We start from the raw sequence: 24,195 nt of genomic DNA on the forward strand, positions 1-24,195 counted from the left end.
TTTTCAGAAGAAGCCTGGAGATTAAGTGAAACATTGCCTTTATTTAATCTATTTTTATTACTTTCTTTATCAATAATATTTTTGAGTTTTTATACTTATCAAAGTATTTTTCAAGCAGATATAAAATATAAAAAAATAGCTTTTGTATTTAGAGTTTTTATAGCTTACTTTATAGCCTTTCTTGTTGTATCTTTAATACTTCTTGCTATTAATAAATTGCCAATTATTGAGGATACTATTTTAGCTATTAAACGAATAATCATTATCTCAATGCCAGCTTCAATGGGAGCAATTATTGTAGATGGCTTTGATAAAGAGTGACTTTTATAATAATTCGAAATATTAAAAATAGATATAAAGGTCTTTGTTTTAATATAGAAATATGATATACTTTTAGAATAAATAATTTTTATAAGAACTCAATAAAGGGAAACTATGAAAATAAATAAAAATATAGCTTTGATTTTCTTACTATTATTTCTTATACAAAATACTTATGCAAGCGATTTAAAGTTTGGTATTTATACTTCAGATAAAGCTTCTGTTATGTACAAACAATTTAAACCAATTATACAATATCTAGAAAAAGATGCTAAAAAGCAAGGTCTTGAATTAAAAATTTCTATTAAAATATATCCATCTTATGAGAGTGCACTAGAAGGTATAGTAAGAGGAGACTACGATTTTGCTCGTTTTGGACCTGCAAGTTATATTCTAGCAAAGCAAAAGAATTCTGATATAAAACTTCTTGTAAAAGAAGAGCAAAAAGGAAAAGAAGTATTTAATGGAATATTTATTGTAAAAAAAGACTCCCCTATAAAATCTTTAAAAGACTTAAAAAATAAAAGTTTTGCTTTTGGAGATAAACACTCAACAATAGGAAGATATCTAGCTCAAAATGAACTATTAAAAGCAAATATAACATCAAAAGATTTAAAAGCCTTTGACTATTTAAATAGACATGACAAGGTTGCACTTGCAGTTGCTTTTGGGAATTATGATGCAGGAGTTGTAAAAGAAAGTTCTTATAATAAATATAAAAGTAGAGGATTAAAAGCTATTTCAAGCTTTCAAAATATTACGAAACCATGGTTAGTAAGATCTGGACTGGACGATAAGATTTACAATACATTAAAAAAATCTTTATTAGATTTAAAAGATGAAAAAGTATTAAAATCTATTAAAAAAACTGCTTTTATTGAATCAAGAGATGAGGACTATACTATTATTAAAAAAAGTATAGAAAATTCCTCTAAATTCTAATGAAATTAACTTTTAAAATCACAGCTACGGTTTTAATAACCGTAATATCTTTATTAATATTTTTTGGATTTTTTATAATCAAAGATGAAAAAAAATTTCTAGAAACACTACAAAACAGACAAGGTAAAACAATAGTTAATATAATTTCTATTTCTATTTTAGATTCAGTATTATTAAGCGATTATGCTGCTATTGATACTATTGTTGAAAACATTTCACAAGCATACAAAAACATAATATCAATACAAGTATCAATGAATGATAAAGTTGTATCTCAAGCATTTAAAGAAGAAATGAGTAAAGATGAAAAAAGTTCGTTTAAATCAAATGTAGTAATTGATGATGTAGTTTTAGCAAAAGTTGTTATTACTGTTTCAAATTTAGAAGATTCTAAACTTATAGATAAAAGAGTTGAATATATGATATTTATATCTTCACTTATCACTTGTTTATTAATTTTTATATTAATTCTAATAATAAAATACCTACTTATTAATAAAATAAATTTTATTTCAAAAAGCACGAAACAAATAAAACTAAATAATTTACATAAACATATAGAAATAAATACAAATGATGAGTTTAAAGACTTAGCAAATAATATAAATGAAATGACAAAACAACTAGATAAAGAAATCCAAGAAAATAGAAGTAAAACGAAACTTCTTTCCGAACAATCTAAAATGGCTTCATTAGGCGAGATGTTAGGTAATATTGCACATCAATGGAGACAACCTTTAAGCGTGATTTCAAGTGCAGCAACTGGTTCAAAATTACAAAAAGAAATGGAAATGTTAGAAGATAAAGACTTTTATAGAGCAATGGATTCAATAAATAACTCTGCACAATATTTATCTCAAACAATTGAAGATTTCAGAGGTTTTTTTAATCCTAATAATATAAAAATAAGAGAAATCGAAATTTCTAAAACTATTAAAAAAGTGCTAAATATAGTAAATTCACAGTTTGCAGCTAAAAATATTAAAATAATAAAAAATATAAATAATATTACATTAAAATCTATTGAAAATGAACTTATTCAAGTTTTAATAAATATCTTAAATAATTCAAAAGATGCTCTTCTTGACAAAGAGGCAGAGAATAAATTGATTTTTATAAAAACATACAAAAAAGATGATATTTTATGTATAGAAGTGCTTGATAATGCAGGTGGAATTAAAGATGATGTTATAGATAAAGTATTTGAACCTTATTTTACAACTAAACACCAAGCTAAAGGTACAGGTATTGGTTTATATATGAGTCATGATATTGTAATAAATCATTTAAAGGGAAATATCACAGTCTCTAATGAAAATTTTATATATGAAGATGTTAATTATATAGGGGCAAAATTTACTATAGAAATAAATTTATAGATGTACCCTTTTTAATTAAAGTACATCTACTTATTTTAAGTTAATACTTATTAAAAATATCTATTAGTGCTAAAGTTCTCTTTTTTGAGACTTCTTTATTTTCAAGAATATCTGAAATCATTGCAATTCCAGATACTGCTTTTGTTTTAGCTACATCAGCTATATTTTCAATAGTGATGCCACCAATAGCAACTATAGGATAATCCACATTCAAGGACCAAGATATTAAATCTTGTGTGCCAATTGTATCATAAACTAATTTTTTAGAAATAGGTACATAAATAGGTCCAATAGCTAAATAAGAAGGCTCAAATTCTAATGCAATATCAATCTCTTTTGGTGTGTGAGTGCTAATTCCTAAACGAATTCCTGCATTAAGTATAGCTTGAACATCTGCTTCTTGGATATCTTCTTGTCCAAGATGAATACCATATACCTTATGTTTTATACCTAATTCCCAAAAATCATTTAGAAAAAACCGTGCATTGTAAGCTTCAGAGATTTTAATTGCTTCAATAATTTCATCTTCAAGCTCTTTTCCTTTAAAAGCATCTTTAGTTCTTAATTGTGCTGTAGTAATACCTACTTCATAAAGAGGTTTTAATTTGTAAGCACGGTCAACGATAGGATAGATACCTAAAGGCGTTTCATCACATTTTGGAAATTTCATATTAATCCACCTGATGCCAAAATGGCGTACCAATTGTAGGAGTTGAAGCAGAGGCAAAATCTCTTTTTTGCATTACTCCTGCCTCATATCCTAAACGTCCTGCTTCAATTGCTAATCTAAAAGCATTTGCCATTTTTATAGGGTCAGCAGCTAAGGCAATTGCAGAGTTTAAAAGTACTCCATCATATCCAAGCTCCATAGCTTTTGTTGCATGAGAAGGCTTTCCAATACCTGCATCTATAATTAACTGCAAAGAAGGGAATTGTTTACGTATAGCAAGTAAATTATCGGGATTCATTAATCCCTTTCCTGAACCAATTTGTGAACCCCAAGGCATAATAATTTTACAACCAACATCTGCTAAACGCTTTGCAACAACTAAATCATCTGTTGTATAAGGAAAAACTTCAAAACCTTCTTTTATAAGTACTTCAGCAGCTTTAACTGTTTCAAAAGGATCTGGTTGCAAGTTGTATTGGTCACCAATAACTTCAAGTTTTACCCAATTTGTTCCAAAAACCTCTCTTGCCATTTGTGCTGTAGTAATTGCTTCTTTTGCACTATGTGAACCTGCTGTATTTGGTAAAACATGAATATTTAAATCCTTTATAATATCCCAAAATTGTGAAGCAGCATTTTCACCCTCACCTGCTGCTTGTCTTCTTAAAGATACAGTTACTATTTGTGCACCTGAAATCTTAATAGCATCTTCCATTTTAGAAGGACTTGGATAAAGTGCAGAGCCTATTAGAAGTCTACTTTGAAGTGTTTTTCCACCTATTTCCCATAACTCATTATTCATTTTATTAACCACCTTGTACAGGTGCAAGTATTTCTACTTTGTCATTATTTTTAATAATAGTGCTTTCATAAGAATCAAGTGCTACAAAAGTACCATTTAACGCAAATGCAAACCATTTTTGCGTATATTTAAGTTCCTCAATTAAATTATTAACATTCATTTGATAACTTACTGTTCTTTTTTCTCCATTTACTATAACTTCTATCATTTGTTTATTCCTTCTTTTAATGCTTGTTCTACAATTGCAGGAGCTAATAAATATCCATGTCTGTAAAGACCATTAATTCTTGTGAGTTTATCTTTTTGTTCAATATTTGGTAAGTTATCTTTTAATGCAGGACGGCAATTTGTCAACATTTTTACAATTCTAGCTTCACCAAAACCTGAGTGAACACTATATACAGCAGATAAAAGTTCCAAAGAAGAACGAACGGACATAGGAGATTTATCTTCACTTTCTATTTCTGTAGCACCTATTACATATCTATTATTTTTTCTAGGAACAATATATATTTTATACCTGGGATGAAGAATACGTGTAGGTCTAGTAATATTTACTTCAGGAGCATCTAACCAAAGAACTTCTCCTCTAACTCCACGCAAACCTTTTAACTGTTCTTTTGCACCTAAACCTCTTGCATCAAATACCCAATCAAAATGATTCTTCTTATCATTAACATATATTAAACCAGAAGAAACTTCACTTACTTTACTCTCTTCATTCCAAGTTACACAATTATGTGCTAATAAATAATCACTTGAAGCTTTCATAAATCTTTGAGCATCTACTTGACCTTCTTGAGGAATAAAAAAAGCTTTACTATGTTGTGCTAAGTCAGGTTCTAACTTTGTAATACCTACTTTGTCAAGTAATTGTATTTTTGAAGATTCTTTTACCTTAGATTTTAGAGTTTCTATAAAATGTTCTAGTTCACTATAGTCTTGAGGGTGCGCTGTAATAATGCTACCTTTTTGCTCATAAGCATCAGGTATTTTTACTTGTTCTAATAAATCTGGCCACAAAATAATAGAACGTTTACCATTATCAAAGATACTAGATTCAGCACTTTCTAACTCAGCAAATACAGCAAGCATTCCTGCTGCTGTATTGCCTGCTGCTTCTTCACCATAAGCTGTATCCGAGTCAAAAAGAGTAAGAGAATGTCCTTGCTTTAAAAGATTTAATGCTAATACTCTTCCAACTAATCCAACACCAGCAATTCCAATATTCACAGACCTTTTACTCTGCTATAATTTTATTTGCTTCTACGTAAACTTCAGAGCCCATCTCTTTAAACTTTTTAGACATTTCATCCATACCTTTTTGTTTAGCAAACTTTACATCTTTACCAAGAGTATGTGCATAATCACGTACCTCAGCTGATATTTTCATAGAACAAAATTTTGGTCCACACATAGAACAAAAATGTGCTACTTTAGAAGCTTCTGCAGGAAGTGTTTCATCATGATATTCTCTTGCACGTTCAGGATCAAGACCTATATTAAATTGATCAACCCATCTAAACTCAAATCTAGCTAGAGACATAGCATCATCTCTAGCTCTTGCACCTGGATGACCTTTGGCAATATCAGCTGCATGTGCTGCAATCTTATAAGTAATAAGACCTTCTTTTACATCATCTCTATTTGGTAAACCTAAATGCTCTTTTGGTGTTACATAACAAAGCATTGCACATCCGTACCAACCTATCATCGCAGCTCCAATACCTGATGTAAAGTGATCATATCCAGGAGCAATATCAGTAGTTAGGGGTCCTAGTGTGTAAAATGGTGCTCCATCACAAACTTCAAGTTGTTTATCCATATTTTCTTTTATCATATGCATTGGTACATGTCCTGGACCTTCTATAAGAGTCTGAACATCATGTTTCCAAGCAATTTTAGTCAATCTTCCAAGTTCTTCTAACTCACCAAATTGTGCTTCATCATTTGCATCTGCTCCTGAACCTGGACGTAAACCATCACCTAGAGAAAATGTTACATCATAAGTTTTCATAATTTCACAAATATCTTCAAAGTGAGTATTTAAAAAATTTTCTTTATGATGATGAATCATCCACTTAGCCATAATAGCTCCACCACGACTTACAATTCCTGTTACACGTTTTGCTGTCATTGGAACATGATGTAAAAGAAGTCCTGCATGAATTGTAAAGTAATCTACACCTTGTTCAGCTTGTTCAATTAAAGTATCTCTAAATACTTCCCACGTAAGATTCTCTGCAATACCATTTACTTTTTCAAGTGCTTGATAAATTGGTACTGTTCCAATTGGAACAGGAGAGTTACGAAGTATCCAATCTCTTGTTGTATGAATATTCTTTCCAGTTGAAAGATCCATTACAGTATCAGCACCCCATCTTGTAGACCATACCATTTTTTCAACTTCTTCTTCTATACTTGAAGTAACAGCAGAATTACCAATGTTTGCATTAACTTTAACTAAAAAGTTTCGTCCTATAATCATAGGTTCAACTTCAGGATGGTTAATATTACAAGGAATTACAGCTCGACCTTCAGCTACTTCTTTTCTAACAAATTCAGCAGTTATTTGTTTTGGTAAATTTGCACCAAAACTTTGACCTTTAAGTCTTGACTCTCTTTCTTCATCTTGTAAATATTCAGCATTCATAGCCGCATCTTGGTTTTCTCTTATTGCAATAAATTCCATCTCAGGAGTGATAATACCTTGTCTTGCATACCACATTTGAGATACATTTTTACCTTTTTTAGCCTTAAGTGGTGTTCGAACAAGTCCTGTTGCACCTGCCGTTACATAATCAAGTTGTTCATCAGTAGTATAACCATTATCCTGAGGTGCCATAATACGACCTTTATAAGGCTCAACATCATTACGTTTTTCAATCCATTTTTTACGAATAGTAGGAATTCCTTTACCTACATCTATGTCTACAGTAGAATCTGTATATGGACCAGAAGTATCATAAACTCTTAGTTTTGTTTCATTAGAAAGTAATATCTCTCTTACAGGTACTTTTATATCTTCGTGGATTTTTCCTTCTACATATACTTTAGTAGATGCAGGAAAAGGTTCTCTTGTTAATATCTCATTTGATGTTGTTAATGTGTCTTTGTATGATTTTGTCATGTTATCTCTTTCATAAAAAATATACGAAAAGAGAGAAATGTAGATAGAAGTATTAAGTAGATAACTCTAATACAAAAAAGTATCACAGCAATCTACTTAAATATTATAAATACAGTCTCTTCCTTACGCTGGTATTAACCAGTTCAAGTTCAACGGGACAAGCAAATATTTGCTATCTCAGCTATATATTTCAATATAGCGCCCCGAGAGGTTGATAAACGAAATATAGTGTAGATAAAATAAAAACAATCTTAACTTGGATGAGAATAAAAGTATATAGACAAAAAAATTGTTACTATTTGATACATGAAAATATTAAATGAGAATCTGCTATTTTAGGATATTAAGTCTATAAACTGTCATAAAAAAGCTACAAAAAAATAGATAATTCACATAAAATAACAATAGTTTAAAATATGGAGAATAATATGCCACATATAGTATTGGAAAAAAGAAAATCTACAAAATTTTTTAATAAAATAAAATGAACTATAAAAAAGAACTTAAGCCAAAGGCTGTAAAAAAAAGAGATTTAGCCTTTGAAGAGTTAGATGAAAATAGACTTATAGAAATGGCATGGCAAGATAGAATGCCCTTTGACATAATTTATTTACAATACGGTCTAAGAGAAAATCAAGTAAAAAACAAAATGCGAAAACTTATCTCAAAAAAAGCTTACGATAGATGGCGAAAAAGAGTACATGGAAGAGTTACAAAACATAGTCAAAAATGTGACCATAAACCAAGAAAATTTCAAGGTCCATGGTAAAAAAACAAACCAATTTATAATTAAAGGATGAAAAATGCTAAAAGAATTATTACATACAGGAATAGGCGCAGGATTACTTTTAAAAGAAAAAGTTGAAGAAGAAGTAGAAAAAATGGAAGAATCAGGAAAAATCAAAACTAATGATGTTAAAAGTTTTTTAGAATCAATTGAAAAAAAAGGTAAAGAAGAAGAGCAAAAAAATAAAGAGAAATTAAAATCTATGTTAAAAGAGATTATTGATGACTTAGGCCTTGCTACTAAAGACGACCTTGAAAAGTTAAAACAAGAGTTAAAGTGAGACTTTATTCTCCTCTTAGAGTTTATAAAGTATTTACTTTTTTACTTACTCTATTTATGGTTATCAAAAAAAATGATAAATTTCTTTTTTTTAAACCATTAAAACCCAAAAAATTAAAAAGTACTATTACAACTTTAGGAGCTAGTTTTATAAAACTCGCACAAGTTTTAGCAACAAGAGCTGATTTTTTTTCACAAGAATATCTTGATGAATTAAAAGAACTTCATGACCAAATTCCTCATATGTCAAAAGAGCATTTTGATATAGTATATAAAAATAGTTTTCCCAAAGATGTATTTAAATCTTTTGATACTACTCCTATTGCATCAGCTTCTATTGGTCAAGTTCATATAGCTTTTTTAGATGATGATACAAAAGTTGCAGTAAAACTAAAAAGATATCAAATCAAAGAGCAAGTAAGTGCTGATATAAAAATAATAAATCTTTTTAATTCAATATTTAGACCACTTTTTTCTTTTTATACAAAAAACTCTATTGATGCAGTTATAAGTGAATTTTCTAAGATGATTTTAGAAGAGGTGAACTTTAATACAGAATTAGGAAATCTTAAAAAGTTTTTAAACACATACAAAGATAGTGGAATAATCTTCCCAAATCCATATGAACAGTTTTGCTCAAATGATGCAATTGTTATGAGTTATGAAGAAGGTTTTAGATTTGATGATAAAGAAAATATCTATAAAAACAATATTAATGCAAAAGTAGTTATATCAAAACTAGTGGAGTTTTACACAACACAAATGCTTATAAATGGATATTTTCATGCAGATCCACATCCTGGAAATATTTTAATTACAAAAGATTCAAAAATAGTATTTTTAGATTTTGGTATGGTTAAAACTGTTCATAATGAAACAAGAGTTGCAATAATTGAGCTTATAAAAGCAGCAAATGAACAAAACTATGAAGCTTATATTGATGCTAATAAACGTCTAGGAACTATTAGTTATGAAGCACCAGTTAGTGAATTAGCTGAATTTACTGCAAAAATGTTTGAGATATTTTCAAATAATAATCTTGATAGTGAATCAATGCAAAAATTAGCTTTTGAGATACTAGAAACCACAAGAGATTTTCCATTTAAACTTCCAAGTGATGCTATTTATATTTTAAGAGTTAGTGCAATTATTGAAGGACTAGGTACTACATATATTGAAAACTTCAATGGAGTAAAAGATATTTTACCAATTTTGCAAACTAATATTCCAAAAGCATTGGGAGCAAAAGAGAGTATTATGGAAACATTAGTTGATGAAGTAAAAGATTTACCTTTTGTAGTAAGAGATTTAAAATCTCTTATTACAAAAGCGAGTAAAGGAAACTTAGAAGTTGAGCTTTCAAAAGGTCAATTAGAATACATATTAAAAGAGCTAAAAAGTCATATAAATCCTAAACTTGGTGGTTTTGCATTAATACTAGGTTCATTTTTTCTTCTATCTTTAGATAATGGATATGATAACTATGCTATTACTTTATTCTTATTAGGAACAGCAAGAGTATTTTATAAATAATATTTTAATAAAACTCACTATTATCAAAAACATATCCAGTTTTAGAAACATTTTTTATAATAGATTGAAAACTTTTATCTCTAATTTTATTTACAATATTTCGCATACTATATATAGAACATTTTTTCGCACCCCAAACTTTTGACTCTATTTCTTCATAAGTAAGAATAGTATTTTTATTTAATATTAAAATTTTTAATAAATCAGATTCGTATTTTGTTAACTTTATTTCCTGTAACTTATAAAACAATTTAGCACTTTCTAAATTATATGTGTGATGATTTTTTAGTTCAATTTTTTTTCTTTCATTTAGAGCTAATGTAATATATAAATCAATTTGTTCTAATTGTACTTCATCAATTAGAACATTCTTAACAGAACTATTTTTTGTTACTTTAAAAACATTTTCATTTAAACTTGAAGTTATACATATGATAGGAATATTTATTCCAGAATTATTATAAATGATATTTATATCATCAAAGTTTAAATAATCTAAATCTACAATTATCAAATCATATAAAACTAATTCTTCTATTTTTATAATATCATTATTAAATTTTATTTCTTTTACTTTATCTTCTAACAGCTTATTTAGCTTCAATAACTTTTTATTAGTGCCATCAAGGACTAATATACTTTTATATTTTAAAAACATTATTTCATTATTAGTTTTAGACAAATCAAACTCCTCAAAAAAATATATCAATATATTAACATAATAACGTTACATTTTGATAAAAATAATACTAATACAACACTATTATAATATTATTATATTAAATATACAGTATATTTTTGAAGATGGATTTAAAGAAAAAGTATTCTATATGAAAAAAAAGATAGATATGAGCAGTTTTACTACAAAATTAAGTTTTAAAAATTGTAATTATTGTCTAAATTTCATTTAAAGAGTGAATTAACTTCATTTTTAAATATATAAAAAATTAATATCCAAAAAAAAACCATTGTTTTTTATTGTATTTTATATCAGATTCATCTTTTTTAGACAAAATTTCGTAAATTATTTACAGTTTTTGTAATTTTAAGGTTTAATTAAAGGTAAGTTGAGATAGAATATCGGTTCAAGTTTTTAATCTAGAAGTATACATCTTTAAATTTATATAATTTTGCCATATTTGACAGTTTCACTGACATAATTTTGACAGAGTTGATATGCATTTTTGATTTGATCTTAGATTATTTAGCATATTAAACACAAAAGGAATTGCAATGGCAGATTTAGTAAACGGAACAGTAAAATGGTTCAACAGTGAAAAAGGTTTTGGATTTATTCAACCAGACGATGGTGGTAAAGATTTATTTGTACACTATAGACAAATCAACAACTCAGGTTACGGAAGAGTTTCTTTAGAAGAAAATCAAAAAGTTACTTTTGAAGTTGCTGAAGGTGAAAAAGGTCCTCAAGCAGAAAACGTTACAGGACTGTAATTTTTCATTTAAAGGATAGTATTTATACTATCCTTTTTTTATTTTAATATCTAACTACCCACACTTATCCCTACTTAAAACTTTTCTTTATTCAAAATATAGATAATTATAATTATTAACTTACAATTAAAAAAACTAACTTAATCCATTATTTTCTAAAACTAAACATATACCTACTAAATATCAGAAATTTTATTTTATTTTATTTTTCTTACATTTTTTTCCTTTAGACTGTTCACATAATAAAAATCAAAAGGACAATTATGAAAAATTCAATGACAAAAGTTTACAAAAATCTTACCTTTGCAGGATGTTTAGTAGCAAGTTTAGCTACATCTTCAATAGCTTCAAGTGTTGATAAAGTTCACTTTTTAATCCCTGGTGGTGCTGGTGGTGGTTGGGATGGAACAGCTAGAGGTGTTGGTGAGGCTTTAAAAAAATCTAACTTAGTACAAGAAACTTCTTTTGAAAATATGTCAGGTGGTGGCGGAGGTAAAGCTATTGCTTATATTATTGAAACTGCAAAAAAACAACAAAATACTTTAATGGTAAATTCAACTCCTATTGTAATTAGATCACTGCAAGGTGTATTCCCACAATCTTTTAGAGATTTAACATTGGTATCTTCTGTTGTTGCAGATTATGGGGTATTAGTTGTAAAAAAAGATTCAAAATATCAAACTTGGGCTGATGTAAAAGCTGCTTTTGAAAAAAGTCCAAGGAAAGTAAAAATTGCTGGTGGAAGTTCAAGAGGTTCAATGGATCATTTAGTTGCTGCTCAAATATTTAAAGCTGCTGGTGGAAACCCTACAAGTGTAAGATATGTACCTTATGATGCAGGAGGAAAAGCACTAGCTGGATTATTAACAGGCGAAGTAGATGTTCTTTCAACTGGACTTGGTGAAGTATTAGAAAAACATAAAAAGGGTGAGCTTAAAATCATTGGTGTAACTTCTAATGAAGATATTGATGGAATTCCAAGTTTTAAAAGCATGGGTGCTGATGCATTTTTCGCAAACTGGAGAGGATTTTTTGGAGCTCCAAACCTTTCTGAAGAAAAAACTCAAGCTTTTGCCGATGTTCTTGGGAAAATGTATGATACACCTGAATGGGAAATTGTTAGAAAAAGAAATGGTTGGGCAAACTTATATCAACCAAGAGATGAATTTAAATCATTTTTAGAGAAACAAGAATCCGTTATTAGTTCTTTAATGAAAGAGATGGGATTCCTATAGGATAAGAAGAGGGAAACCTCTTCTGATTATAAGGATAATGATATGACAAAAAATGCAATAGGTTCAATATTTTTCTTAGCTTTTTCAAGCTTTTATTTTTTTAATGTTTTTAGTATTAAAAAAATGCCAGGTAGTCAATTTGAAGTGATGACAGCTTCTACTTTTCCTTTTTATTTAGGATTAGGAGGAATTATAATCTCACTACTTATACTTGTTCTTTCTTTTGTAAAAAAAGATAATGATTTTCTAACAATAGAATACTTAAAAAAACTAGATTTTAAAACAACTTTTTACTTTGTTTTAGCAATGATTTTTTATGGCTTCACAATTAGAACTTTAGGGTTTATTATTTCTACAATAATCTTTTTAACAATTGGTTTTTTACTATTAAAAGAGAAAAACATAAGAAGAATATTATTGATTTCAAGCGGTGTTTCAATTGGGTTTTATCTATTACTAAATAATGTTTTAGGCGTATATATAGACCCAGGAATGATATATGAGTATTTTGTAGGAGTTGACTCATGATGGATGGTATTTTAACAGGTGTAGTTACTGCTTTTACTACATATAATATTATGATGGTTGCAGTAGGATGTTTCGCAGGAACATTTATAGGAATGCTTCCTGGACTTGGACCCATTTCAGCAATTGCTTTAATGATTCCAATTACATATGGAATGGAGCCCTCTTCTGGACTTATTCTAATTGCAGGTGTTTATTATGGTGCAATTTTTGGAGGTTCAACCTCTTCTATTTTAATCAATGCCCCAGGAGTTGCAGGAACTGTTGCTAGTTCTTTTGATGGTTATCCCATGGCAAAAAATGGACAAGCAGGAAAAGCCTTAGCAATTGCAGCTTATTCATCTTTTACAGGCGGAACAATTGCAGCTGTATTTTTATTATTTGCAGCACCAGCTTTGGCAAATGTAAGTTTAAGTTTTCAATCATCGGATTACTTTGCTTTAATGGTCTTAGGTCTTACAGCAGTTGCGGCATTTGCAGGAAAAGGAAAATTTTTAAAAGCTGCTATTATGACTGTTTTTGGTCTAATGTTAGCAACAGTTGGAACTGATTCTGATTCTGGGATTTCTAGGTTTACTTTTGGAAGATTAGATTTAATTGATGGAATTTCTTTTCTACTTTTAGCAATGGCTGCTTTTGCTCTATCTGAGGCTATGATGAATATCTTAGAAAATCATAAGCAATCAAAAGAAGAAATCGATGCACTTAAAAAAGATATTGGCTCTTTAAAGATTACAAAAGCAGAAGTAAAAGAGATGGCTCCAACAGTTGGGCGATCATCAGTTCTTGGTTTCTTTGTTGGAGTACTTCCAGGTGCAGGTGCTACTATTGCTTCATTCTTAGCTTATGGAATGGAAAGAAGTATTGCAAATGTAAAAGAGAAACTAAAATTTGGGAAAGGAAGTATTAAAGGACTTGCAGCTCCTGAGAGTGCAAATAATGCAGCATGTTCAGGTTCTTTTGTTCCTTTATTAACATTAGGGATTCCAGGAAGTGGAACAACAGCTATTATTTTAGGTGCTTTAATTTCTTATGGAATTCAGCCAGGGCCTACAATGTATGTAGATAATCCTGCACTATTTTGGTCAGTAATTATTTCAATGTATATTGGTAACGTTGTACTTTTAGTATTAAACCTACCATTAATTCCATATATTGCAAAACTATTAACAATACCAAAACAGTTGTTATTGCCACTAATCATATTCTTCTCTCTTATTGGAGTTTATTTAGTAACCTTTAACAACTTTGATATATATATGATGACACTTTTTGCAGTTGTTGCATTATTTTTAAGAATCATTGATTATCCAATGGCTCCTATGATTTTAGGATTCATTTTAGGTGGAATGATGGAAGATAACCTAAGACGGGCATTAACTATTAGTGATGGTTCTTTTGCTTTTCTTTGGGAAAGACCAATAACATTAAGTATTCTAATAATTACAATTGTAATGTTATTTATGCCACTTATTAGTGAATATTTTGTTAAAATAAAAAAAGGTAAGCAAGCTTAAACGCTTACCTTTAAGAAGGTAATTATGGAAAAGTTTAAAAACTATACTATTTTATATGTGGAAGATGACGAAGGCGTTAGAACAATAAACTCACGTTTTCTAAATCGAATGTTTAACAAGCTATATGAAGCTAAAGATGGAGAAGAAGGTCTAGCTTTATATAAAAAATATCATCCTGATATTATTCTAACAGATATCCAGATGCCAAAAATAGATGGAATTACGCTCTCAAAGAAAATCAGAAAAACAGATCAAATTACAAAAATTATAATATCAACTGCTTTTAGTGATAAAGACTATTTACTTGAAGCTGTTGAATTAAGACTAGAAAAATATATTATCAAACCACTTACAAGTAGAAACTTAATTCCAGCACTTACAAAAGCTGTTCAGAGTTTGGAAAAAGAAAAAGAAATTAAAATAGAATTAGGTGAAGATTTCTATTTTGATAACACTACTTCACTTTTTTATTTTCATGAAAAAGTTTTAGAATTGAATAAAAAAGAGTTATTATTTCTAAAGCTTTTAGTTTTAAATAAAAAAAGAGTTGTAAGTTATGAAGAGATTGAGCAGTATGTTTGGGAAGATGAGTATATGAGTTTAAATTCTTTACGAACTACTATAGGTTTTTTACGAAAAAAGATTCCCTTTAACTGTATAAAAAACATATCAAATATGGGATATAAATTAAAACTTGAAAATTAATTACAGAAAAAGAATAGAACAAGGTGTGAAAAAAACCACACTACTTAGTTCTACAATTATTATCATCATTGTAGCAACTGTTATTGGCTCAACTCTTATAAAAACAGAATATAGTAACTTTAGAAATCATATAAAAAACTTCAAAAATACACTTATTGAAAGAGAAAAATTTTACATAAAAACTGAAGTACAAAACTTGATAAATGATATTAAATTTGAAGAAGAATCTATTTTAAATAGTAAAAAAGAAAGAATAGAAAAACAATCTATAATTGCTTTTAATTTAGCTACTTCATTATATAAAAAGACAAAGAACTTATCAAAAGAAGAACAAATAAACTTTATAAAAACTGCAATAAATCAAATAGCACAAAGAGAAAGTGATATAAACTATTTTATTTTAGATACAAAAGGAAGACTGCTATTAAATAGTGAAAATAAAATTGATGAAAAACAATATTTTTTAGACTTTGAAGATATCAATGGCTTTAAATTTATAAATAAAATGCTTGAATCAAAAAAAGATATGCAGAATTTTATAGAATATTTTTGGTATAAACCTAAAAGTAATATTACTGCAAAAAAAATCACATACTCAAGGCATTTAAAAGAGTTAGGAATAATAATAGGTTCAGGAAGTTTTTTAGAAGTTGAGAAAAATAAACTAAAAAATAGAATGATTAAAAAAATATTTAACCAAAATTACAATATTGAAGAATTTATACTTATATATAAAATAAATAGTTTAAATAATATTACAACAAATAGTGAGCTTCTAACTCAAAAACAAATCATTCCTAATAAAAATGAACTTCAAGCAATTAAAGATTTACTAATTGAAACAAACTATAAAGGTAATGATTATATTTATTATGAAAACCATAATAAACTTTTATATGGAACTTTTGTAAATCACCTACGTTACTTTATAGGTATGGGAGTAAATTTATCTCATATAAATAATATCATTGAAAAAGAAAGAGTTATTTCTTTAGAAAACTTATATGATAATATATTTAAGCTATGTATTATTATGGTAATCATGAGCATAATATTTTTCATCTTTTCACTTGAATTTACAAGAAAAATTGAGAATCTTTTTAATCAATATAGAAAAATAGTTAAACAAAATGAAGAAAAATATGCCCTACTTTTTAATTATAGTAATGATGGGTTTATTATTTCTCAAATAGAAGAAGGACAAGCAAATATTTTAAGTTTAAATAATACTGCACTTAAAACAATTGGATATCAATCAAAAGAGATTTTAGATAAAGATTTTTTTAAGTTATTTAAGGATTTAAGTTTAAAAGAAATACTAGAATCTAAATCTTTATTTAAAACTATAAAACTATTTACAAAAAATAATGAAATAAAAACCGTAGAATTAAATGTAATCATTTATTCTTATGAAAATCAAGATTTATTATTTGCTTCTTTACGTGATATTAGTGAGAGAACTCTTTTAAAAGAAGAAAAACTAAAACAAGAAAAAATGCTAATACAAAAATCTAAAATGGCTGCAATGGGTGAGATGATAGGTAATATTGCACATCAATGGAGACAGCCTCTTTCTCAAGTCTCAGGTTTATTTTTTGATATAGAATCTGCTTATGATTATAAAGAATTAGACAAAAGATATCTTTCGAATAGGGTTAATGAAGCAAATGATTTACTTGAATATATGTCAAGAACTATAGATGATTTTAGAAATTTCTTTAGTCCAAATTCTATGAAAGAAGAATTTTTAGTAATTGATGCCGTTTCTAGTGCTATTAATATTGTAAAAGCAACACTTAAATATCATAACATTGAGATTTCTTTTTCTATAAATTTAGATTATAAAATAAATGGATATAAAAGTGAATATTCACAAGCAATTGTAAATATTATTTCAAATGCAAAAGATATCTTAATTGACAGAAAAATAAAAAATCCTAAAATAAAAATCTATCTAGATATAAAAGAAGAAATAAAACTTTGTATTGAAGATAATGCAGGAGGTGTTGATAAAAAAATTATAGATAAAATCTTTGATCCATATTTTACAACTAAATATGATTATGGAACTGGTATTGGACTATATATGACTAAACTTATCATAGAAGAAAAAATGAATGGAAATATAAATGTAAAAAATTATAATGAAGGTGCGATTTTTTCAATAAAAGTATAAACATTATTATTATGAAAACAATAATCTACAAAAGATTTTAATTTTGATATAATTTAATATAATATATTAATTTTAGAAAAGAAAGTATCTACTATGAATAAAGAAGTTAATAAAATATTAAATATAATAAAATTTACTCCACTGATTATAATCTTATTAACATCTATATTTATTATGTTAGTAATTTATCAAGAGCATAAAAATGAATTTAATAAAGAAAAAGACTTTATAAAAAAGCAGTATATAAATCAAGAAAAAAATAGAATCAAATCTACAATAACTGCAATACATAATTACATACAACAACAAAAACATAGATCCGAATTTGAACTAAAAAATGACTTAAGAAAAAGAATATTGAATGCACATGAAATAGCAACAAATATCTATAATAAAAATAAAGACCACTTAAGTAAAGATGAAATAATAGGTCATATTAAAAATGCATTAGAAGTAATTAGATTTAATGAAGGGAGAGGATATTTTTCTATTCATACAATGAAAGGAATAAATATACTTCAACCAATAAACAAAGACCTTGAAGGGAAGAATATATTAAAAAGAAAAGATTCCCATGGAAATACCCCTGTATTAAATGCGATTAATATTGCAAAAACTAAAGATGAAGGCTTCATGTCTTGGTATTACTACAAACCAAATGATAGAAAAAACACATACAAGAAGTTAGGAATTGTGAAAAGGTTTGAACCTTATGATTTAGTTATAACTACAGCTGAGTATTTAGATGATTTTCAAAACAACTTAAAAAACAAAACTTTAGAATATATTTCAAATCTAAAGTATAAAAATGATAGTTTTATTTTTATTTTAAATAATGAAGGCAATGTCCTTTTACATCCATCAAGCAAAATTATAAATAAGAATATATTTAATGAAAAAAGTTTTTCACATGTGAGTGATAATTTTAAAAAATTTATTTATGAAGACATAGAAAAAGAAGAAGACTTCATCTCATATGAGCTAAAAATTAACACTAATAAGGATGATAATAAGATAACCTATGTTAAAAAGCTTTATGATTGGTCATGGATAATTGCAAGTGGTTTTAAAGTATCAAATGTAGATAAAATTATTGAAGAAAGAAAATATATTTTAGAAGATAAATATACTAATTATAGAGAAAATATATTTTTATATATTTTTATTATTACTCTATTTTTAATCTTTATTTCATATTTTGTAGCAAAAATAATAAATAATAAATTTTTGGAATATCGATCAAAAGAGATTATCCAATTAGAAAAAGAGCTAATTACTAAAAATAAAATACTCAATTTAGAAGAAGAGTTTAATAGTTTCTTTGAATTATCAATTAACTTACAACTTATAACAAACAAAGAAGGTATATTACTTCAAGTAAACAATGCCTGCGAATCAATATTAGGTTATAAGAAAGAAGAGATTCTTAATACTTATATCATAAACTTAATCCATCCCGATGATTTAAATAGAACTATAGCAAGAAGAGATAAACTTAAAAAAGGTGAACCTATTCAATACTTTGAAAATAGATACAAACATAAAGATGGAGAATATGTAGACTTAGCTTGGTCTGCAACTATTAATACTTCAAATGACTTAATCTATGCAACTGCACAAAATATAACTCATGTAAAGGCAATTGAATTAGAAAATAAAGAAAAAGAAAGAATACTTTTTCAACAAAATAAATTAGCAGCAATGGGTGAAATGTTAGGTAATATTGCACATCAGTGGAGACAGCCTCTATCTACAATTTCAACATGTGCTACAGGTGTTAAACTGCAAAATGAGATGAGTATTCTTGATCATTCAAGCTTAAATCAAACAATGAATACGATTAATGACTCAGCTCAATATTTATCACAAACAATTGAAGATTTTAGAAGTTTCTTTGACCCAAGAAATAGTAAAGAATCACAATTTCAAATATCTCATACAATTGATAAAACACTTGAACTTACAAAATCACAATTTATTGCAAAAAACATAGAAATAATAACAAATATTGAAGATGTTTTATTAACTTCAAAAGAGAATGAAATTATGCAAGTCTTAGTTAATATTTTAAATAATGCAAAAGATGCTTTAGAATTAATCGAAAATCAAAGGAAAATCATTTTTATAACTGCATATAAAAATAATAACTACCTTGTAATTGAAATTAAAGATACTGCACAAGGTATTAAAGACACAGTTATTGATAGAATTTTTGAACCCTATTTTTCTACAAAACATAAATCTCAAGGAACAGGAATTGGACTATATATGAGTCAAAATATTGTAACAAGTAGTTTAAATGGAAATATAAGTGTCAAAAATAAAACCTTTTCATATGAAGGTATTGAGTATACAGGAGCAAATTTTCATATCAATATTGAGATATTAAATTAATAATAAAAGGAATATACATATAATGAATGCGCTAGTATTAATTGCACATGGAAGTAAAAAGAGCCTATCAAATGAAGAGTTTGTAGCTTTAGGTAATGAAATAAGAAACAAAGATAAAAAGTTTAATAAAGTAGAAACAGCATTTCTAGAACTTGCAACACCAAGTATACAAACGGTTGCAAATAATCTTATTTTAAATAAAATAAGTAAAATATATTTTTATCCCTACTTTCTGAACTCAGGGAAACATGTAGGTGTTGACTTACCATATATTATAAATCAACTAAAAGAAGAAAACCCTTTAGTTGAATTTACACTATTAAAACACTTTGGAAAATCAGATAGAATAAGTGACATAATTATAGATGATGTTTCACTATCACTTTAAAATTTAAACTAGAAGAATTATTAATACTCTTCTAGTTTAGTTTAAGATTTTTAGAATAAATCCACACTAGATATTTGTTCTTCATTAAATTTAACAACCTTGTCTCTACCACTATTCTTAGCTTCATACAATGCGATATCTGCATTTTTTATTGCACTATCTAAAGATGTTGCATCATCAGGGAACATTGATAATCCAATACTAATAGTTTTTTTCAGTTTATTACCAGCATAAACGTCAATTTCATTTTCTCTTACTCTTTTCCCAATTTTATTTGCAATATTCATGGCATTTTCAACATTACTAACACCAACAAGTAAGATTATAAATTCTTCACCACCATATCTAATTATAATATCTGATTCTCTTATACATTCAGTCATAATTCTTGCAAGTTCTTTTAATACTTTATCTCCAATATCATGTCCATATTCATCATTTACTGCTTTAAAATGATCCATATCTAATAATAACACTCCGATATTAAACTCTTCTCTTTTTGCATGAGGAATTAGTTTTTTAGCATGTTCTTCCAAGAATTTTCTATTATATAATCCTGTTAATCCATCTGTAAATGCTGATTCTTGTAAAGCATCCATTAATAGTTTAACTTCAATAGAAGGAGCAGCTTCATTAATATAACTTTTTACAAATGAAATTTTATCTTTTAAATTCTCAAGTTTTGAAGGTGTTTTACAAACAAAATTAATAATCAAATTTACTTCTTTACTAATATCTATATTTGTACAATAATGATATTTATCTTTTTCTTTAAAATAAGGACAAGAATTATGATAATCAATTGAAACAACATCATTATTTGTTCTAGCAGACCTACATAATTCAGGGTTTTCTTTTATATACTCCTTACAATAAAATGTATTACCTACTTCTTTAACAACATTCATTTTGTGTTTGTTCATATTTATCTCTAAAAAGGTAAAAGATTCAATTCCAAATTGGTTTTCAAAAACTTGTGCTAATCTATCATAAATCTCTTCTTTTGTATTATCAAGTTCAATCTCTTTTTTAAATTGATAAAGATTTGATAAATTTAAAATAATATCTTTTGATTCTTCTAAAGGATTATTACTACTCATTGTTGACTTATTTCCAATAAACCTCTGCATTCTTTTTTCAATATCAACAAAAGCATCTTTTAAAATAACCATTAAATTATTATACTTATCAATTGTATCTTTCATTTCGCTATTTAATATTTTTGGTTTTACTATTAAATCAAAATTACCAGTACTTGCTTCATTTATACTATTTTTTAAAGAATCAAATAAGTTTTCATATGATTTAATATTTCTTGAAGATAGGTAAATTATGGTAAATATACTAATAAAAATTAATAATGGAATTAAATAAACTAATTCTAGTTCTCCTTCTATACTACTTTCAATATCTAAATCTAGAGATACCGCACCTAAAGTATCTCCTTGAGCTACATTATGACAAGAAAAACAATTTACTCCATTTTCAATATTAGCATTATAAGGAATTGAAATACGCATAGTTGTTTTTGTAAGATCTTCTTTAATTTCATATTGTGCAAGACCACTTGATAAAACTTTTTTGTCAATATCATCTTTGGGGTGTCTTTGGCTATTTACATATTTATCATTTAATAATTCACTTCTTACTAACCATAAATTATTAATACCTTTTATATTTGATAATGAGTTAATAAATGCCTTTGAGTTATGCATATTATCATTTACCATAAATGTATTTAGATTGTGAATGACTACATTTGAAATAGATTCAGCTGCAATAATAGTAGCTTTTATATTAGATTTTTTTGAATTAAGTAGTGTTAATGAAACGATAGTAATCGATAGAATTAATGACAAAATAAACGACAAAATAATTAGCTTTTTTCCCATAAATATCCTATTTTTATAATAAATAATTATATAGAAAATAGTCTTAAAACATATTGTATTATCTAGTTAAATATGAAACAATAGTCAAATAAGCTTGTTCTTGGTACTTTTTAAGCTCAAAAGGAAATAAAATAGTATTTTTTTTCTCATATGAACTAATACTTTGCGAAGGTATGAGTTTAACCTCAGCATTAGAATATAGTTGAATTAGACCTTCCATTTTAAAGCTAACTGCACCACCAGAAAACGCTCCTTTTTTAGAACGTTTTTTGATTAGTATTTTTTCAACTTTATTATTGTTAAAAAAAGTATTAATTTCTTCAAGATATTTTAAAACGCTATTTTTATCTTCATCATCTTCAAGTGTGATTTTTTTTATTTTTAAGTCAATATAATCAATAATATCATCAGATGAATAGTCAACAAGTGTTAATACTGTATAGTTAGATTTTAGTTCAATTCCACATACTTTCATAATTTTCCTTTTATTAAGTAACATTATAAAAGTATACTAAAGTTTTAAAAAGTGTTTGTATTTTATTTCAAATTGTAATACAATTTACGAATTTTGAATCTCCTCAAATAAATAAAAGTTTGTATGACCTGATTTCTTATCATATTCATCACTTTTTTTATCCGTAAATCTATATATCATTTCCATTGCTTTTTTATGACATGTAGTATTTCCAATAAGCTCTGAGCTATCATCTTTTGTTAAGAAATTTTTATCATAACTTTTTTTAAAGTTTGATGCTGCTTCTTTATTTCCAAAAGTATATTTTAAAATATTTATATTTCTTTTTACATCAATTCTTGCTTTTTTATTAACATCTTCAAATCTTAAGATTCTGTTGCCATTAGAAGAAATCTTCATTGTTGTTGCAGTCTCAATATTTTCTGTGTCATCTATAATAATATACTCTTTTCCATTAATTAAAATTTCATTATCATTTAACTTTTTAATCTCTTTGATTAAAGTCTTTTTTCCTTTTGCCATTGTAGGCCCCTTATACTATATTCGTTAATTTTATGCATTATATCTAAATAAAAATAATTGAAAATATAAATTATGATAAAATTACAAATAAAATAAATCATAATATTAAATAGGAATAAATAATGATAGTACCTCTTGCCCCAGATGAAGTTAATACAGTTTCACACTTAATTCAATTATCAGTTGCACCTGTATTTTTACTAGCAGCAGTTGCTGGATTATTAAATGTATTTACGGGAAGATTAGCAAGGATTATTGATAAAGTAGAAAAAATTGATGCAGGTATTGAAAATAAGAAGACAGAGGAATCAAAAAAAATAGCAAAAGATAAATCAAGAGTACGAAGATTATCTCTTATTATTAGAATGCAAAATATTAATCGTTCTATATCCTTATGTACAATGACAGGACTTTTAATAGCTTTAGTAATTGTTACTATGTTTTTAAGCTCAATTTTACAATTTGATGGTTCAATTATTATTGCAATTTTATTTATCTTTGCGATGCTTGCACTTATTACAGCATTAATTTTATTTCAAAAAGAGATATTTTTTACTACATCATTCCTAAAAAGAAAAGAAGAAAGTATAAAAGCTCCTTCAAAGAAAATTTAGTAAAAGCTACTTTGCATAAAGAAGATATTATAATTACAAAAATTTAAATTAAAAAGAATAGAAGGAAAATATAAATGCACTATATAGAAGAATCAAATAAAAGCGTACAAGAAGTAGTAGACTCAATACAAAAAATAGCATCAACTTATGGTTTTGGAGTTTTACATATTCATAATGTTAAGAATACATTGAATTCAAAAGGTATTGACTTTGAAAGAGAATGTCAAATTTTAGATGTTTGTAAACCAAGTGTTGCAAAAGAATTTTTAAGTCAAGATATGTCTTTATCAGTAATTATGCCATGTAAGATTTCAGTATATACAGATAATAACACTACAAATATTGCAATGAATTCATTAACACAATTAGTAGATGATATTAATCCTGATTTACTAGATTTAGCGCAAAAATCACAAGAAGAATTATTACAAATTATCAATGAAGTTAAATAAAAAAT

Annotated in this window: 25 protein-coding genes and 1 riboswitch; of the genes, 16 read left to right on the top strand and 9 right to left on the bottom strand. The window is 26.8% G+C overall.

Annotated features, from left to right (window positions below; all coding sequences use genetic code 11):
• The 3 genes from KO488_RS00005 to KO488_RS00015 all read left to right on the top strand — a co-directional run.
• Positions 1 to 321, top strand: a 321-nt coding sequence (locus KO488_RS00005; RefSeq protein WP_216056723.1) for a DUF2391 family protein, incomplete at its 5' end; no start/stop codon positions are given.
• Between the two features lie 114 nt (positions 322 to 435).
• Positions 436 to 1,263, top strand: coding sequence for a phosphate/phosphite/phosphonate ABC transporter substrate-binding protein (gene phnD / locus KO488_RS00010; RefSeq protein WP_216056724.1), 828 nt, complete (start codon positions 436 to 438; stop codon positions 1,261 to 1,263).
• Positions 1,263 to 2,642: a sensor histidine kinase gene (locus tag KO488_RS00015; protein ID WP_216056725.1), complete on the top strand. Its 1,380-nt coding sequence runs from the start codon at positions 1,263 to 1,265 to the stop codon at positions 2,640 to 2,642. The genes phnD and KO488_RS00015 overlap by 1 nt, the downstream gene beginning before the upstream one ends.
• 40 nt (positions 2,643 to 2,682) lie before the next feature.
• Here the strand turns inward: KO488_RS00015 and KO488_RS00020 are convergent, their stop codons facing one another.
• Genes KO488_RS00020 through thiC form a run of 5 tightly spaced genes read right to left on the bottom strand, consistent with a single transcriptional unit; the run spans position 2,683 to position 7,244 of the window.
• Positions 2,683 to 3,312, bottom strand: coding sequence for a thiamine phosphate synthase (locus tag KO488_RS00020; RefSeq protein WP_216056726.1), 630 nt, complete (start codon positions 3,310 to 3,312; stop codon positions 2,683 to 2,685).
• 1 nt (position 3,313) lies between these two features.
• Positions 3,314 to 4,114 (bottom strand): thiazole synthase, encoded by an 801-nt coding sequence (locus KO488_RS00025; RefSeq protein WP_216056727.1) that lies wholly within the window; start codon positions 4,112 to 4,114, stop codon positions 3,314 to 3,316.
• A gap of 4 nt (positions 4,115 to 4,118) precedes the next feature.
• Positions 4,119 to 4,322, bottom strand: coding sequence for a sulfur carrier protein ThiS (gene thiS, locus KO488_RS00030; RefSeq protein WP_216056728.1), 204 nt, complete (start codon positions 4,320 to 4,322; stop codon positions 4,119 to 4,121).
• A complete protein-coding gene (locus KO488_RS00035) occupies positions 4,319 to 5,347 on the bottom strand; it encodes an FAD-dependent oxidoreductase (RefSeq protein WP_216056729.1) in 1,029 nt (342 codons plus the stop codon). Before KO488_RS00035 ends, thiS begins: the two co-directional genes overlap by 4 nt.
• A 7-nt stretch (positions 5,348 to 5,354) precedes the next feature.
• Positions 5,355 to 7,244 (bottom strand): phosphomethylpyrimidine synthase ThiC, encoded by a 1,890-nt coding sequence (thiC, locus tag KO488_RS00040; protein WP_216056730.1) that lies wholly within the window; start codon positions 7,242 to 7,244, stop codon positions 5,355 to 5,357.
• Between the two features lie 103 nt (positions 7,245 to 7,347).
• Positions 7,348 to 7,460, bottom strand: a riboswitch (TPP riboswitch).
• 268 nt (positions 7,461 to 7,728) lie between these two features.
• Here thiC and KO488_RS00045 point away from each other — a divergent pair.
• From KO488_RS00045 to KO488_RS00055, 3 genes are read left to right on the top strand one after another with little or no spacing between them, the layout of a single operon-like run.
• A complete protein-coding gene (locus KO488_RS00045; RefSeq protein ID WP_216056731.1) occupies positions 7,729 to 8,013 on the top strand; it encodes a TIGR03643 family protein in 285 nt (94 codons plus the stop codon).
• A 34-nt stretch (positions 8,014 to 8,047) separates the two neighbouring features.
• Entirely contained in the window at positions 8,048 to 8,311 is a 264-nt protein-coding gene (locus tag KO488_RS00050) for a hypothetical protein (protein WP_216056732.1), read from the top strand.
• A 56-nt stretch (positions 8,312 to 8,367) separates the two neighbouring features.
• Positions 8,368 to 9,843 carry an AarF/UbiB family protein gene (locus tag KO488_RS00055; protein WP_216056852.1) on the top strand — a complete coding sequence of 492 codons (1,476 nt, stop codon included), beginning with the start codon at positions 8,368 to 8,370 and terminating at the stop codon, positions 9,841 to 9,843.
• A 4-nt stretch (positions 9,844 to 9,847) separates the two neighbouring features.
• Here KO488_RS00055 and KO488_RS00060 read toward each other — a convergent pair whose 3' ends face one another.
• Positions 9,848 to 10,525 (bottom strand): winged helix-turn-helix domain-containing protein, encoded by a 678-nt coding sequence (locus KO488_RS00060; protein ID WP_216056733.1) that lies wholly within the window; start codon positions 10,523 to 10,525, stop codon positions 9,848 to 9,850.
• Positions 10,526 to 11,076: 551 nt separating this feature from the next.
• On the opposite strand from KO488_RS00060, the gene KO488_RS00065 reads away from it, so the two are divergent.
• From KO488_RS00065 to KO488_RS00100, 8 genes are all read left to right on the top strand, one after another.
• Entirely contained in the window at positions 11,077 to 11,295 is a 219-nt protein-coding gene (locus KO488_RS00065) for a cold-shock protein (RefSeq protein ID WP_152190828.1), read from the top strand.
• A gap of 263 nt (positions 11,296 to 11,558) precedes the next feature.
• A complete protein-coding gene (locus KO488_RS00070; protein WP_216056734.1) occupies positions 11,559 to 12,530 on the top strand; it encodes a tripartite tricarboxylate transporter substrate binding protein in 972 nt (323 codons plus the stop codon).
• A 42-nt stretch (positions 12,531 to 12,572) separates the two neighbouring features.
• Entirely contained in the window at positions 12,573 to 13,058 is a 486-nt protein-coding gene (locus tag KO488_RS00075; RefSeq protein WP_216056735.1) for a tripartite tricarboxylate transporter TctB family protein, read from the top strand.
• On the top strand, positions 13,055 to 14,572 hold the full coding sequence (locus KO488_RS00080) for a tripartite tricarboxylate transporter permease (RefSeq protein ID WP_216056736.1): 1,518 nt from the start codon (positions 13,055 to 13,057) through the stop codon (positions 14,570 to 14,572). Before KO488_RS00075 ends, KO488_RS00080 begins: the two co-directional genes overlap by 4 nt.
• A 24-nt stretch (positions 14,573 to 14,596) precedes the next feature.
• Positions 14,597 to 15,277, top strand: a complete 681-nt coding sequence (locus tag KO488_RS00085; protein ID WP_216056737.1) for a response regulator — start codon at positions 14,597 to 14,599, stop codon at positions 15,275 to 15,277.
• Between the two features lie 25 nt (positions 15,278 to 15,302).
• A complete protein-coding gene (locus KO488_RS00090; protein WP_216056738.1) occupies positions 15,303 to 17,453 on the top strand; it encodes a cache domain-containing protein in 2,151 nt (716 codons plus the stop codon).
• A 93-nt stretch (positions 17,454 to 17,546) separates the two neighbouring features.
• On the top strand, positions 17,547 to 19,847 hold the full coding sequence (locus KO488_RS00095; protein WP_216056739.1) for a cache domain-containing protein: 2,301 nt from the start codon (positions 17,547 to 17,549) through the stop codon (positions 19,845 to 19,847).
• A 22-nt stretch (positions 19,848 to 19,869) separates the two neighbouring features.
• Positions 19,870 to 20,235, top strand: coding sequence for a CbiX/SirB N-terminal domain-containing protein (locus KO488_RS00100; protein ID WP_216056740.1), 366 nt, complete (start codon positions 19,870 to 19,872; stop codon positions 20,233 to 20,235).
• A 50-nt stretch (positions 20,236 to 20,285) separates the two neighbouring features.
• Here the strand turns inward: KO488_RS00100 and KO488_RS00105 are convergent, their stop codons facing one another.
• From KO488_RS00105 to KO488_RS00115, 3 genes are all read right to left on the bottom strand, one after another.
• Positions 20,286 to 22,127: a GGDEF domain-containing protein gene (locus KO488_RS00105; RefSeq protein WP_216056741.1), complete on the bottom strand. Its 1,842-nt coding sequence runs from the start codon at positions 22,125 to 22,127 to the stop codon at positions 20,286 to 20,288.
• Between the two features lie 58 nt (positions 22,128 to 22,185).
• Complete coding sequence (locus KO488_RS00110) at positions 22,186 to 22,602, bottom strand: DUF3010 family protein (RefSeq protein ID WP_216056742.1); 417 nt, start codon at positions 22,600 to 22,602, stop codon at positions 22,186 to 22,188.
• A gap of 84 nt (positions 22,603 to 22,686) precedes the next feature.
• The gene (locus KO488_RS00115) at positions 22,687 to 23,124 is read right to left on the bottom strand and encodes a hypothetical protein (protein ID WP_216056743.1); all 438 of its coding nucleotides are present in this window, start codon (positions 23,122 to 23,124) and stop codon (positions 22,687 to 22,689) included.
• 122 nt (positions 23,125 to 23,246) lie between these two features.
• Between KO488_RS00115 and KO488_RS00120 the strand changes: the two genes are divergently transcribed.
• Entirely contained in the window at positions 23,247 to 23,738 is a 492-nt protein-coding gene (locus KO488_RS00120; protein WP_216056744.1) for a DUF2721 domain-containing protein, read from the top strand.
• Between the two features lie 74 nt (positions 23,739 to 23,812).
• A complete protein-coding gene (locus KO488_RS00125; RefSeq protein WP_216056745.1) occupies positions 23,813 to 24,190 on the top strand; it encodes a DUF302 domain-containing protein in 378 nt (125 codons plus the stop codon).
• Positions 24,191 to 24,195 lie beyond the last annotated feature (5 nt).

The sequence above is a fragment of the Poseidonibacter lekithochrous genome, from assembly GCF_018861145.1.
Lineage (GTDB): Bacteria > Campylobacterota > Campylobacteria > Campylobacterales > Arcobacteraceae > Poseidonibacter > Poseidonibacter lekithochrous_A.

Coding starts and splice junctions, on each gene's coding strand:
- KO488_RS00095 (WP_216056739.1), top strand. CDS start 17,547: ATGAATAAAGAAGTTAATAAAATATTAAATATAATAAAATTTACTCCA.
- thiC (WP_216056730.1), bottom strand. CDS start 7,244: ATGACAAAATCATACAAAGACACATTAACAACATCAAATGAGATATTA.
- KO488_RS00075 (WP_216056735.1), top strand. CDS start 12,573: ATGACAAAAAATGCAATAGGTTCAATATTTTTCTTAGCTTTTTCAAGC.
- KO488_RS00015 (WP_216056725.1), top strand. CDS start 1,263: ATGAAATTAACTTTTAAAATCACAGCTACGGTTTTAATAACCGTAATA.
- KO488_RS00100 (WP_216056740.1), top strand. CDS start 19,870: ATGAATGCGCTAGTATTAATTGCACATGGAAGTAAAAAGAGCCTATCA.
- KO488_RS00070 (WP_216056734.1), top strand. CDS start 11,559: ATGAAAAATTCAATGACAAAAGTTTACAAAAATCTTACCTTTGCAGGA.
- KO488_RS00080 (WP_216056736.1), top strand. CDS start 13,055: ATGATGGATGGTATTTTAACAGGTGTAGTTACTGCTTTTACTACATAT.
- KO488_RS00110 (WP_216056742.1), bottom strand. CDS start 22,602: ATGAAAGTATGTGGAATTGAACTAAAATCTAACTATACAGTATTAACA.
- KO488_RS00115 (WP_216056743.1), bottom strand. CDS start 23,124: ATGGCAAAAGGAAAAAAGACTTTAATCAAAGAGATTAAAAAGTTAAAT.
- phnD (WP_216056724.1), top strand. CDS start 436: ATGAAAATAAATAAAAATATAGCTTTGATTTTCTTACTATTATTTCTT.
- KO488_RS00055 (WP_216056852.1), top strand. CDS start 8,368: ATGGTTATCAAAAAAAATGATAAATTTCTTTTTTTTAAACCATTAAAA.
- KO488_RS00105 (WP_216056741.1), bottom strand. CDS start 22,127: ATGGGAAAAAAGCTAATTATTTTGTCGTTTATTTTGTCATTAATTCTA.
- thiS (WP_216056728.1), bottom strand. CDS start 4,322: ATGATAGAAGTTATAGTAAATGGAGAAAAAAGAACAGTAAGTTATCAA.
- KO488_RS00020 (WP_216056726.1), bottom strand. CDS start 3,312: ATGAAATTTCCAAAATGTGATGAAACGCCTTTAGGTATCTATCCTATC.
- KO488_RS00125 (WP_216056745.1), top strand. CDS start 23,813: ATGCACTATATAGAAGAATCAAATAAAAGCGTACAAGAAGTAGTAGAC.
- KO488_RS00065 (WP_152190828.1), top strand. CDS start 11,077: ATGGCAGATTTAGTAAACGGAACAGTAAAATGGTTCAACAGTGAAAAA.
- KO488_RS00120 (WP_216056744.1), top strand. CDS start 23,247: ATGATAGTACCTCTTGCCCCAGATGAAGTTAATACAGTTTCACACTTA.
- KO488_RS00025 (WP_216056727.1), bottom strand. CDS start 4,114: ATGAATAATGAGTTATGGGAAATAGGTGGAAAAACACTTCAAAGTAGA.
- KO488_RS00045 (WP_216056731.1), top strand. CDS start 7,729: ATGAACTATAAAAAAGAACTTAAGCCAAAGGCTGTAAAAAAAAGAGAT.
- KO488_RS00050 (WP_216056732.1), top strand. CDS start 8,048: ATGCTAAAAGAATTATTACATACAGGAATAGGCGCAGGATTACTTTTA.
- KO488_RS00085 (WP_216056737.1), top strand. CDS start 14,597: ATGGAAAAGTTTAAAAACTATACTATTTTATATGTGGAAGATGACGAA.